10 protein-coding genes are annotated in these 11,624 nt (G+C 70.1%); 4 read left to right on the top strand and 6 right to left on the bottom strand.

What is annotated here, in order from left to right:
* Positions 1-17 precede the first annotated feature (17 nt).
* Together ACIBO2_RS15155 and ACIBO2_RS15150 are read right to left on the bottom strand one after the other, a co-directional pair.
* A complete protein-coding gene (locus tag ACIBO2_RS15155; protein ID WP_358539356.1) occupies positions 18-1,154 on the bottom strand; it encodes a hypothetical protein in 1,137 nt (378 codons plus the stop codon).
* Between the two features lie 75 nt (positions 1,155-1,229).
* A complete protein-coding gene (locus tag ACIBO2_RS15150; RefSeq protein ID WP_397297398.1) occupies positions 1,230-2,810 on the bottom strand; it encodes an IS200/IS605 family accessory protein TnpB-related protein in 1,581 nt (526 codons plus the stop codon).
* A gap of 894 nt (positions 2,811-3,704) precedes the next feature.
* Between ACIBO2_RS15150 and ACIBO2_RS15145 the strand changes: the two genes are divergently transcribed.
* Positions 3,705-4,946: a helix-turn-helix transcriptional regulator gene (locus ACIBO2_RS15145; RefSeq protein ID WP_358539363.1), complete on the top strand. Its 1,242-nt coding sequence runs from the start codon at positions 3,705-3,707 to the stop codon at positions 4,944-4,946.
* Between the two features lie 135 nt (positions 4,947-5,081).
* Positions 5,082-5,414, top strand: coding sequence for a hypothetical protein (locus ACIBO2_RS15140; protein WP_358539366.1), 333 nt, complete (start codon positions 5,082-5,084; stop codon positions 5,412-5,414).
* Between the two features lie 154 nt (positions 5,415-5,568).
* Here the strand turns inward: ACIBO2_RS15140 and ACIBO2_RS15135 are convergent, their stop codons facing one another.
* The 4 genes from ACIBO2_RS15135 to ACIBO2_RS15120 all read right to left on the bottom strand — a co-directional run bounded on the left by ACIBO2_RS15135 (position 5,569) and on the right by ACIBO2_RS15120 (position 9,127).
* Positions 5,569-6,018 carry a VOC family protein gene (locus tag ACIBO2_RS15135; protein WP_358539370.1) on the bottom strand — a complete coding sequence of 150 codons (450 nt, stop codon included), beginning with the start codon at positions 6,016-6,018 and terminating at the stop codon, positions 5,569-5,571.
* Positions 6,019-6,113: 95 nt separating this feature from the next.
* A complete protein-coding gene (locus ACIBO2_RS15130) occupies positions 6,114-7,640 on the bottom strand; it encodes a tripartite tricarboxylate transporter permease (protein WP_358539374.1) in 1,527 nt (508 codons plus the stop codon).
* Positions 7,641-8,153 (bottom strand): tripartite tricarboxylate transporter TctB family protein, encoded by a 513-nt coding sequence (locus ACIBO2_RS15125; protein ID WP_357950184.1) that lies wholly within the window; start codon positions 8,151-8,153, stop codon positions 7,641-7,643.
* Positions 8,153-9,127, bottom strand: coding sequence for a tripartite tricarboxylate transporter substrate binding protein (locus ACIBO2_RS15120; RefSeq protein ID WP_358539377.1), 975 nt, complete (start codon positions 9,125-9,127; stop codon positions 8,153-8,155). The genes ACIBO2_RS15125 and ACIBO2_RS15120 overlap by 1 nt, the downstream gene beginning before the upstream one ends.
* A 189-nt stretch (positions 9,128-9,316) precedes the next feature.
* Here ACIBO2_RS15120 and ACIBO2_RS15115 point away from each other — a divergent pair, with 189 nt between their 5' ends.
* Both ACIBO2_RS15115 and ACIBO2_RS15110 read left to right on the top strand, forming a co-directional pair.
* Complete coding sequence (locus ACIBO2_RS15115; protein ID WP_358539380.1) at positions 9,317-10,891, top strand: sensor histidine kinase; 1,575 nt, start codon at positions 9,317-9,319, stop codon at positions 10,889-10,891.
* Positions 10,888-11,550, top strand: a complete 663-nt coding sequence (locus ACIBO2_RS15110) for a response regulator (protein WP_358539383.1) — start codon at positions 10,888-10,890, stop codon at positions 11,548-11,550. The genes ACIBO2_RS15115 and ACIBO2_RS15110 overlap by 4 nt, the downstream gene beginning before the upstream one ends.
* The last annotated feature ends 74 nt before the right edge of the window (positions 11,551-11,624 follow it).

The raw sequence follows: 11,624 nt of genomic DNA, 5'->3' as shown, positions 1-11,624 counted from the left end.
CCCGGCCGGGGCCAAAGCTACGAAGCGGGAGCGAGACGACGGGCGGCGTAGTCGCCGAACTCCCGGGCGGTTGTCGAGGGTCCGCGTGCGGCCAGCTCCGCGCGGAACGTCCGGAGCAGCCCCATGCCACGGTCGGTGTCCGCCTGGTCCGCGAGCAGGTCGACCACGGTCCGCGCGGTTGCGCACCCTTCATCCATCCGCCCGCGTCGAAGTTGGGCCGTGGCCACCCGGCCGAGCCATGTCGCCCGGTCGCGCGGGTAGCGATCCCCGCATGAGGTGGCCGCGGCGACCAGCTCGCGCTCGCTGCCCGCGTAGTCCCCCAGGTCGTACAGCGCGCTGCCGAGCTGCGCCGTGATACGCGCCTCGTCCAGCCAGTACGCCCACGGTGGGGAGTCCCCCGGCACCGCGCGGTTGAGCAAGGCATCGGCCCGGGTGAGCGCGGCCCGCGCGGTCACCGGGTCGTCGATCTTCGCGTACGCCCGGCCGACCCGGGCCCAGGTCATCGCCTGCACGACCTCCGGAATCCGGGCCGCCTCCGCCGCGGCGGTGTCCATGAGCTTGGTCGCGTCGGTGAGGCGTCCGGTCGCGTACGCCTGGATGCCCATGAATCCGACGATGTTCACGCCGAGTGCCCGGTCACCGATCGCAGACGCGGAGCGGAGCGCGGCGAGGTAGTACGCCTGGGCGGCGGCATGCTGGCCCGAGTCGAACGCGGCCCACCCGGCGAGGCGGGCTATCTCCGCGGTCGTGCCGTACAGGCCACGGCCGACGTCCGCCGAGTAGGTGCCGTTCTTCAGCAGCTCGGTGACGAACCGGAAGTCGGCGTGCAGCGCGTCGAGCAGCACCGCCCCGCCGTGCTCATCGTCCATCCGCCGACGGGCGGCGATGAGCTGTTGAAGCTCGGCGACGAGGGCGGCGCCGACGTGGCGACCGCGTTGCTGAGCGGCGATCCAGGGCTCGGGGTTGATCCGCCATTCGTAGACGGGGAGCAGTAGTTCGGCCCCCGTGAGGATGAGGAACTCTCGGCGATCCACGAGCGCCCCTTTCGCGACGTCGTCGAGTGCGTTGACCGTGCCTTGCTGATCCCATGTCTCTGTTGCGGTGACGGTCTTGCGGGTGGTGCCCAGTCCTTTGCCGCGTAGCAGTGCGGCCAAGGTCTCCTGAGACCACCCGCGCTGTTGTCTGGCGTCGGCGAGCCGATTGGAGCGAGATCGGCCATGAGACCGTTCCTAACCAGTGAACATGAGTTGCACTGGCGCGCCCCGAACGGTGTTGGGCGCGCTGGTTGCCCGCGTTCTGGCCGTATCCGGGCCCGGCGCATCGTGTGCGTGGTCCGGTGTGCGGTGGCGGGTTTCCTCACGCCCGGCGGCACACGGTTCGGCCTGGACGGTCCGATGCCCCATACGATCGCTCTGGTCGTGCGGGGGCGGTGTCGTCCGTCGCCGGATCGGGTGCTGCTGGGCGCGTCGTGCGATGGCCACGGCGGCGGCGTCGTGGCGGCTGGTTGGGCGCTTGGGGTTGGTCAGGGGGTGCTGCCAGTGCTGGGCTCCCCACCGGGAGGTGTAGGCGGGATCCACTGCGATGACGCTGATACCGGCCGCCTGGGCCATGGAGGTGAGGCGGGCTTTCAGCTTGCCGGTCGGCTTGCCGGAGATGAGCCGCCGGAACCGCTTGTTGCGGCCGTGTTTCTCGCGGGTCTTCTCTGCGGCGAAGTCGAGGTCTTCCACCGCGATGGCGCGCAACCCGCACTTCCGGGCCCAGTGCAGCAGACGGGTCAGGGCGTGCCGGACCTGAGCGTCGCGGTGCCCGGCGGTGCCGGTCAGGTCGTAGCCGAAGTGACGTGGGTTGCCGATCGGATTGCCGTGCACGTCCAGCCGCCAGGCGGCCAGGTGATCGGCGTTGGTATCCACTCCGATCACCCCGCTGGCCAGCGCCGCCCGCAGTGGGATGATCGCGGTCGTTTGATGCTGCCAGGAGGCGGTCAGATACCAGCGGCCGCTGTCTCGTCGGCTACGGGCCACGCCCGGCTGGATGTCCAGGTGGATGCGGTAGGCGACGGCCCGGTCGGCGTCGATGCGGTCGGCCCACTCCTGGCCGCGGTGCGCGAAACGCACCCGCGCCGACAGGACGTAGCGGCCGTGGGCGGCGTTGGCCAGATGAGCCAGCGGCGCCGGGAGCTTGATGCTTACCTGGCCGTCGGGGGTGAGGCGGATGGTTTCGTTGCCGTAGCGCTTGCCCGCCTCGCCATCGGCCTGCAGGAACCACCGCTCGGCCTGCCACCGCTCCCGCCACTGTTCTTCGCTGAGCTGGGCGGCGGCTAGGTGGTGACGGGCGCGGGCCAGCCGCGTGCCACCCCGAACCACTCGCACCCGCCCGGCCTCGTAGTCGGTCCGTTCCCGCTCCAGTCGGTCGCTCAGCACGTGCAAGCGGCGCTTCTTGGCGTGCCACTCCTGCCTGCTGCGGTAGCCGCCCGGCACCTTCTTGGAGCCTTTGGCGCCGATCGGCTGAGCCAGCCGGTGCGCGATCGCTGTGATGCCCGCCTCGAGCGAGAGGATGTGGGCCGCCTGGCAGCGGCGGGCCAGCGCCCACTGATCATGGGAGGCCTTGGTGATCGCCCCCGCCCAGCGTGACGACGACTCAGGCGTCAGCTCCCGCTTGCGGTCCGCCCACGCCTGAGCGGAATGCTCCAGCCCCGCACGACAACGCACCGCCAGATCCCGCGACGCCAGCACACCCAGATGCGCACCCACCCGGCGCAACACCTGCTCATCGCGCGCCGTCAAACCCTTGAGCCGGTCACGGACAGCCACCCCGCACGGCCCCGCAGCCACAAACGATGCCCGAATCGGCCGCAACCGCTCAGCCATGCCCCGCCCCAAGCGCCAAACAAGCCAACAAACCCACCAGCCGGCGACCACAACGGTGACCACGGTGGCGACCGCACCACGAGGTCGGCACATCCACGCCATCACTCCACCGATACACCCGGATCACCCCGCAACCCACTCCGGATCTTCACTGACAGTGACCGTTACGCTACCAGAAGTTTAACTGCCGGGTCGAACATGTGAGCGGACCCACCTCGTGCATACCCATCGTCATGTTCACACGAAGATCGAAGCACAACGAGAAACGTGGAAAACGCGAGGTGTTGCCGTACTACCTGGCCGAGTCCGCTGTGCGCCCGGTTCGTTGAGCCCACGCCAGGATCTGGTCTTCCCACCAGTAGTCCATGTTGGCCACCTTGCCGGCGGCTGGCGGGAAGGGCTCCACCTGCTTGGCCCCAGCCGCGCGCTTGCTGTGCACCGCGGCCCGGAGGCCATCGAGTCGTTACCCCGAATACCTGTGCGTCGCCGGGCACGCCGAACTCAGGCCCCGGTACGGTACGGCCGGACACCCAGAACGGAGTCCTAGCTACCGGCTGGTCACCGCGGTTGTCGAGCGCCCAGACGATGAAGTTAGATTCGCCGCTGTGCCGGATCGTCAGCCGACGCATGCCCCTGCTCGGCGAGGTGAGGCGCAGCACGTCCGACCCTGTGCCTTGGGTGTTGATCCCCCAGTAGCGCGCCTTCGTGATGGGCAGGAGTTGGAGCGTCAACCCCCGCAGGAGTTTGCACGACCGGCGGTGCGCACGTTCCCCGCCCTGGCCACAGCCCTCAGGCGTAGCCTGGCAGTGGATACGGAACGAATCGAGAGTAGCCCTGATGCTCGACGACCTCGAAGGGAAACCCACAGGCGAGCGGATCCAGACGATCCGGGAACGCAAAGGGATGAGCCGGTCAGTACTGGCCGGGCTCGTCGGCTACTCCGCCGAGTGGCTGAAAGGGATCGAGTCCGGCCGACGACTGCCGCCCCGCCTGCCTGTGCTCATCCGCCTCGCCGAAGTGCTCGCCGTGGGCGACGTCGCCGTCCTTGCCGGAAGCGACATGGACCTCGGCGGGAACACCACCATCCCAATCAGCGCGTTCGCCCGGATACCGCACGAAGCGGTGCCTGCCATCCGCGAGGCCATCCGGGCTCCCATGCTCACGATCGCCGAGCAGCCGCAACAGGTCGCAGCGCTGCGCCAGCGCACGGCCGACGCCTGGCAGCTCTGGCACACCTCCCGCACCCACCGAACCGACGTCGGCCGCGTCCTGCCCTCCCTCATCCGCGACGTGCGCGCCTCCACCCGCCAGACGAGCGGCCAGGAACGACGCGACGCTCACGCCGTGCTCGCTGACCTGTGGGCGCTCGTACAGCACGTCATCGTGTGGGCCAGCGAGCCAGAGCTGATCTGGGTTGTCGCCGACCGGGCCATGGCCGCCGCCCAGGAGGCCGACCAGCCCGCCGCGCTGGCCGGAGCCGCCTGGACGTACGCCATCGTGCAACGCTCGGGAGGCGACACCGACGCCGCCCTCACGCTTGCCCTCGACGCGGCCGGTCTGCTTCGCGACCGGCTCGACGACGGCGACGAAGAACTTCGCGCCCTGTACGGTGCGATGCAACTGCACGCCGCCACCACGGCGGCCCGCGCGGGCAGGGAGGGCGACGCCTGGCGGTTCTGGGACGAGGCCGAGGCCGTCGCTCGCCGTCTGCCCACCGGCTACCACCATTCGTGGACCCAATTCGGCGGCTCGAACGTCGCCTTGCACGCGGTGTCGATCGGCGCTGACCTGACCAAGTCGGCCAGCGCGAAGGACCGCGCCGAGCGGATCGACCCTGACAGCATCCCCTCTCGGGAGCGGCGGGCCCGGCTCCACGTCGAGATCGCCCGCACCTACCACCAGCGGCGCGACTGGTCGTCCATGCTCGACTGGCTGCAACAGGCGTACGCCATTTCCCACGACTCGGTGCACTTCAGCCCGACCGGCCGGCTGATGGCCTCCGACGCGGTCGATCAGGGTGGCCCGCTGATCGAGCGTCGGGCCCGCGGCTTCGCCCAGGAGCTCGGACTGCCCCTGTAGATCAGGGGTGCGGAGCGCACCCCTGCGGCGACGGGTGCGGACGGCACCGCTGCTCGGTGTTGGCGCGCATACGGTGCGTGCATGACGGAAGTCCGCAGTCCGATAGTCGATAAGGGCGGGTTGGTCGGAGGAGCAATGACCGACGACGAGCTACTCGCCCTCCTTCGCACCACCAGCGAGAGCGCCCGAGAGGTAATGGCGCAGGCGGCGGTCCTGCTGGACTTGAGAGGCCGTCAGCTTTCGGTGCTGTGCAGCACCTACCCCGGGTGGGAGATCGACTTCGGGCGCTCTGTGTCGGGCCAGATGTGGTGGACAGCCGAGCTGCGCAAGGCGGTCACCGTCGAAATGGTGGCGGCGGGGGTGGTGCAGTGCGTCCGGCAGCCGGATGCGATTGCGCTCGCGGCAACGCTGGCTTGGCAGTCGGCTCTCGTGCACAACTGCCGAGCACACAACATGTTCGGCACATGAACTGCCCGGCCCGCCGCGTCGCCCCCGTCGTGGCGGGCCGGGTTGGTGGCCCCGTGACTCGTTGGCTTGCAGTCCCGATGTCTGCGGCCGGAGGGACGGCGCGGGGCCACCCTCCACCAGCCGGAGCCCGCATTCCACCGCATGTGTTGCGGTCCTAGCTGATGCAGAACTCGTTGCCCTCTGGGTCGAGCAGGGTGATCGCGTAGTAGTCGGGCAGGCCCTCCACCACGAGCACCTTCGACAGCGTCGCCCCCAGCCCGACCAGCCGCTCGGCCTCCGCGTCGAGCTGGGCCCGGCGGACCTCCACCGGCCGATCCCCGGAGGTGACAGACAGGTCCAGGTGGAGGCGGTTCTTGACCACCTTGCCCTCGGGGACCTTCTGGAACCACAGCCGTGGGCCCACCCCGGCCGGATCGATGACCGAGTCGTAGCCGCCGTCGCCCGTCAGCTCCTCCTCGGGCAGCCCTCGGGCGCGCCAGTAGTCCTGCCAGGTGGCGAAGCCCTGCGGGGGCTCTTCCAGCCGGTAGTGCAGCGCCTCGGCCCAGAACCGGGCCAGCTTGTCGGGGTCGGCGCAGTCGAACGACACCTGTATCTTCACGGCCATGCCTGCCATGATGCCCGGCCGGTACGACATAAACGGGGCTCCACCGGTTCGGACAGACCGGTGGAGCCCCGGAGGAAAACCCACAGGACCGCCGCCTAGTCCTCCTCCCGGGACGCGGGCGTCGCCGGTTCGACGTGGTGCCGTTCCATCAGCTTCCTGAACAGCGGTGCGGTCAGCGCGGCCAGGGCGAGCAGCAGCAGGATCACCGCGATGGGACTGCGCACCAGCGTGGTCACGTCGCCCGCGCCGATGGCCAATGCCCGGCGCAGTTGGATCTCCGCCATCGGTCCCAGGATCAGGCCGATCACCGCCGGGGCGACCGGCAGGCCGAAGCGCCGCATCGCGTACCCCAGCAGGCCCAGCAGGAAGAGCACGACCAGGTCCACCACCGAGCCGTTCAGCGCGTACACGCCGAGCGCGGCGAACAGCACGATCCCCGCGTACAAGTACGGCCGGGGGATGCGCAGCACCCGAGCCCACAGCGGCGCCAGCGGCAGGTTCAGCACGAGGAGCATCGTGTTGCCGATGAACAGCGACGCGATCATGCCCCACACCAGGGCCGGGTTGTGGTCGAACAGCTGCGGCCCGGGCTGCAGGCCGTACTGCTGGAAGGCGGCCAGCAGGATCGCGGCCGTCGCGGACGTGGGCAGGCCCAGTGTCAGCAGCGGCACCAGGGTCCCGGCGGCCGAGGCGTTGTTGGCGGCCTCGGGGCCGGCGACGCCTTCGATGGCGCCCTTGCCGAACTCCTCCTTGGCCACGCCGCGCGCCAGTCGCTTTTCTGCCGCGTACGACAGGAAGGTCGGGATCTCGGCGCCGCCGCCGGGCAGCGCGCCGAACGGGAAGCCGAACGCGGTGCCGCGCAGCCAGGGCAGCCACGAGCGGCGCCAGTCGGTACGTCCCATCCAGGCCCGCCCGACCGGTACGACTTCGGGCAGCGAGTGGCGCAGCCGTGAGGCCACGTACAGCGCCTCGCCCAGCGCGAACAGTCCGACGGCTACGACCACCACGTCCACGCCGTCGAGCAGCTGGTCCAGGCCGAGCGTGAGCCGGGCCTGGCCGGTCTGCTGGTCGATGCCGATCAGGCCGATCACCAGGCCGAATCCGAGAGAGGCCAGCCCGCGGACAACCGAACGCGACAGCACAGACGACACGGCGGTGAAGGCCAGGATGGCCAGCGCGAAGTAGTCCTCGGGCCCGAAGGAGATGGCGAAGCTCACCACGGCGGGGGCCGCCACGACCAGCAGCGCGGTCGCGATCGTGCCCGCCACGAACGAGCCGATGGCCGCTGTGGCCAGCGCCTGTGCCGCCCGGCCGCGCCGGGCCATCTTGTTGCCCTCCAGCGCGGTGATCATCGAGGACGACTCACCGGGGGTGTTGAGCAGGATGGAGGTGGTGGAGCCGCCGTACATGCCGCCGTAGTAGATCCCGGCGAACATGATGAACGCGCTGGTCGGCGGCACGGTGAAGGTGATGGGCAGGAGCAGTGCCACGGTCATGGCGGGCCCGATGCCGGGCAGTACGCCGACGAGGGTGCCGAGGGTGACGCCGATGAGCGCGTACATGAGGTTGATCGGCGTCAGCGCCCCGGCGAACCCGTCGAGCAGCAGCTGGAACGAATCCACCTAGATCACCCCCCGCAGCAGCCCGCCCGGCAACGACACGCCCAGGCCCTTGACGAACAGCAGGTACGTGGCGATCCCCAGGACCACCCCGACGCCCGCCGCGCGCAGCTTGTGCTCCGCGCCGAGCACCACCGAGAGCCCGAAGAACAGCAGGCTCGCGGCGATGATCCAGCCGAGCACGTTCAGCACCGCGGTGAACGCCAGGAAGATCCCGCTCACCAGCCCGACGCTGCGCCAGTCGGCGGGGGCGTCCACGTCGACGTCCTCGCTCTCCTCGGGGTCGCCGCTGCCGCCCCTGAGCACGTCGGCCACGTAGAACAGGCCGATGGCGATCATGGAGCAGCCCACCAGCATCGGGAAGAAGCGCGGCCCGATGCCGAGCTGCGAGGCGGCGGCGGACACGTCGAGCGTCCCGAGCACGACGAACACGCCGAGCGCCAGCACGATGACGGCCAACCCCAGCTCGGGCCGCCACCGCCAGCGCTGCTTCTGGCCAGTGTTGTCAGCGGACATCAGGAGACGACACCCAGCTCGGCGATGATGGCCTTGACCTTGGTCTGCTCGGCGTTGAGGTAGTCGGCGAACTGCTGACCGGTCTGGAAGGAGTCGATCCAGCCGTTCTTGGCCACCGCGTCCTTCCACACCTGCGAGTCGTGCATCTTGGTCACCTGGTCGGTCAGCGACTTCTTGGCCGCCTCGTCGAGCCCTCCGGGCGCCACGAAGCCGCGCCAGTTGGTCAGCTCCACGTTCAGCCCGGCCTCCTTGAGCGTGGGCGCGTCGAGGTCGGGCAGCCGCTGGGCCGAGGTCACGGCCAGCGCGCGCAGCTTGCCGGACTTCACGTGCTCGGCGAACTCACTGACGCCCGAGATGCCGGCGCTCACCTTGTTGCCGAGCAGCTCGTTCAGGGCCTCGCCGCCGCCCGAGTGGGCGATGTAGTTGACCTGCTTCGGGTCCACGCCCGCGGCCTTGGCCATCAGCCCGGCCGCGATGTGGTCGGTGCCGCCGGCCGAGCCGCCCGAGATGGACACCTTCTTCGGGTCGGCCTTCCAGGCCGCGACCAGGTCGGCCACCGACTTGAACGGGGAGGCCGCCGGGACCACGATGATCTCGTACTCCTCGGTCAGCTTGGCGATCGGCGTCGTCTGGGCCAGGGTGACCTTGGACTTGTTCTGCTCGATGGCGCCCACCATGACCAGGCCCATGGTCATCAGCAGGTTGCCGTTGCCCTTCTCGCCCGCCAGCTGGGCCAGGCCGATGGTGCCGCCCGCGCCGGGCACGTTGAACACCTCGACCTTGCGCTTCGGGTCGACGGACTTGAGCGCCTGCTCGGCCGTACGGGAGGTCTGGTCCCAGCCGCCGCCCGGTGAGGCGGGAGCCATGATGCGCAGCGCGCTCGTGCCGCCGCCCTCAGAACCAGAGCCGGCGCCGCAGCCGGACACCGCGGCGACGGAGAGCGCCGCGACGGCGGCGAGTATGCGGAGACGCATGATCACTCCAAAGGGGGGATTTCACGTTACGGAATACTGGATGGTGAAGTCCGCTGCCGATGGAGTCGACCCTTTTCACGATAGCCGTCATATAGGTCGTATTGGTCGCAACCCCCCTCGCACCGCCTGGCAACCCCCCTCGCACCCCCTTGCAACCCCCCTGTGACCTCGGCATGTTTCCATGGGGCGGTGAGACGGGTACGTGACGCCTCCCTCGGAACCCAGCTGTTCGTGCTCCAAATGGTCATCGTGCTGCTAGCCGTCGGAGGCACCGGAGGCGTGTGGGCCGAGCACACGCGCGCGCAACTGGACTCGCTGCACCAGCAGCGAGCGCTGGCGATCGCCCAATCCGTGGCGGGCCTGCCTCAGGTCCGGGCCGCGTTCAATGTCAAGGATCCGCAAAATGTGCTGCAGCCGCTCGCGCTGAGCGTGCAGCAGTCGACCGGCGCCGATTATGTGGTGATCGCCAACCGCGAGCAGACGCGGTACGCCCACCCCAACGCCGCGCTGATCGGCAAGCGGCTGTCCACCGACGGCACCACGGTGCTGAACACCGGCAAGAGCTGGGTCGGCACCGAAACCGGCACGATCGGCACCACGGTCAGGGGCAAGGCGCCGATCTTCGACGAGTACGGCGACGTCATCGGCCTGGTCTCCGTCGGCGTGCTCCAGACCACGGTCACCGGCCAGCTGGCGGGCGCGCTGCCGCCGCTGATATGGACCGCGCTGGCCGTCCTGCTGGCCGGGCTCGCGGCCGCGGCGCTGATCACCGCGCGGGTGCGCCGCCAGACGTTCGGCCTGGAGCCGCGCGAGATCGCCGCGCTGCTGGAGCAGCGCGAGGGCGTGTTGCACGGAGTCAAGGAGGGCGTGCTCGCGCTCGACCTCGCGGGCCGGGTGACGCTCGTCAACGACTCCGCCCGCGAACTGCTCGGCGAGGTGGGCGAGGACCTCACCCAGATGCCGGTCTCCGAGCGGATGCGCGACGTGCTCGGCGGCGCCGACCCGGGGGAGGACCGGATCGTGCTGCACGGCGAGCGGGTGCTGGTACTCAACCGCACACCGGTCTCCGTACGCGGCCAGCACCGCGGCTGGGTGGTCACCCTCAGGGATCGCACCGAGCTGGTCCGGCTGGCCCGCGAGCTGGACGACACCAGCAGTGCCACCGGGGCGCTCAGGGCGCAGGCGCACGAGTTCGCCAACCGCATGCACACCGTCGTCGGCCTGCTCGAACTGGGCGAGCACGAGGCCGCGATCGGTTTCATCACCAGCACCACCCGCGGCACGTACATCACCGACCTGCGCGAGCGCGTCCAGTGCCCGACGCTGGCCGCGCTGCTGCTGGCCAAGTCGGCGGAGGCGGCCGAGCGCGGCGTCCTGCTGGTCCTGTCCGAGGACTCCGCCGTGGAGCAGGGCGCGCTGGGCGATCCGCAGGACGCGGTCCTGGTGGTCGGCAACCTGGTGGCCAACGCGATCGACGCGCTCGACGGGGCCACGGGCACGATAGAGGTGTCGGTGCTGACCGACGCCGACGGGCTGCACGTCCGGGTCGGGGACTCCGGTCCCGGTATCGCTGCGGATCTGGTCGAAGAGGTTTTCAGGGAGGGGTTCACCACCAAGGCCGCCCATTCGGGGCCACGTGGGCTCGGCCTGGCGCTGACCCGGCAGGCGTGCCTGCGCAGGGGCGGCTGGGTGAAGGTGGGCAACGCGGACGGCGCGGTGTTCACCGCCCTGCTGCCGGCCCCGGTTCGCGAGCGGGTGCGATGAGCGAGATCCGGGTGCTGGTCGTGGATGACGACTTCATGGTGGCGCGCATCCACAGCGGCTACGTGGCGCGGGTGCCCGGCTTCCGGGTGGTGGCCGCCGCGCACACGGGGGCCGCCGCGCTCGCCATGGCCGCCGAGCTCCGGCCCGACCTCGTCCTGCTCGACATCTATCTACCGGACATGTCGGGACTTGAGGTGCTCAAGGCGCTGCAGGACGTGGACGTCCTCATGATCAGCGCCGCCCGCGACGTGTCCACGGTCAAGGAGGCGATGCGCGGCGGCGCGGTCAACTATTTGATCAAGCCGTTCACCGCCGCCGCGCTGACCGAGCGGCTCCAGCAGTACGTCGACACCCGCAAGCAGCTCACCGCCATCGGCGCGGAGGCCCGCCAGGACGACGTCGACCGGCTCTTCGGCACGCAGCCCGTCGCGGCGCCGCTGCCCAAGGGCCTGTCGTCGGCGACGTGCGCGCTGGTCGCCGACACGCTCCGGACCTGCGGCCGCGACCTGTCGGCGGCCGAGGCCGCCTCGCTCGCGGGACTGTCCCGCGTCAGCGCCCGCCGTTACCTCGAATACCTCTGCGTCGCCGGGCATGCCGAACTCAGGCCCCGGTACGGTATGGCCGGACGCCCCGAACATCGCTACCGGTGGCTAGGTTGACACACTTCCGTAGTCATTTCTCGTGACATATCCCAATGCGCGTGCCTTACTGTTGCCTGAGAATGTGGCTGCGG

The organism is Nonomuraea sp. NPDC050022, from assembly GCF_044460705.1.
GTDB lineage: Bacteria > Actinomycetota > Actinomycetes > Streptosporangiales > Streptosporangiaceae > Nonomuraea.
Note: the sequence above shows the minus strand (reverse complement) of the source record. Positions and strands in the feature narration are given on the sequence as shown.

Coding starts and splice junctions, on each gene's coding strand:
- ACIBO2_RS15145 (WP_358539363.1), top strand. CDS start 3,705: ATGCTCGACGACCTCGAAGGGAAACCCACAGGCGAGCGGATCCAGACG.
- ACIBO2_RS15140 (WP_358539366.1), top strand. CDS start 5,082: ATGACCGACGACGAGCTACTCGCCCTCCTTCGCACCACCAGCGAGAGC.
- ACIBO2_RS15135 (WP_358539370.1), bottom strand. CDS start 6,018: ATGGCCGTGAAGATACAGGTGTCGTTCGACTGCGCCGACCCCGACAAG.
- ACIBO2_RS15125 (WP_357950184.1), bottom strand. CDS start 8,153: ATGTCCGCTGACAACACTGGCCAGAAGCAGCGCTGGCGGTGGCGGCCC.
- ACIBO2_RS15120 (WP_358539377.1), bottom strand. CDS start 9,127: ATGCGTCTCCGCATACTCGCCGCCGTCGCGGCGCTCTCCGTCGCCGCG.
- ACIBO2_RS15110 (WP_358539383.1), top strand. CDS start 10,888: ATGAGCGAGATCCGGGTGCTGGTCGTGGATGACGACTTCATGGTGGCG.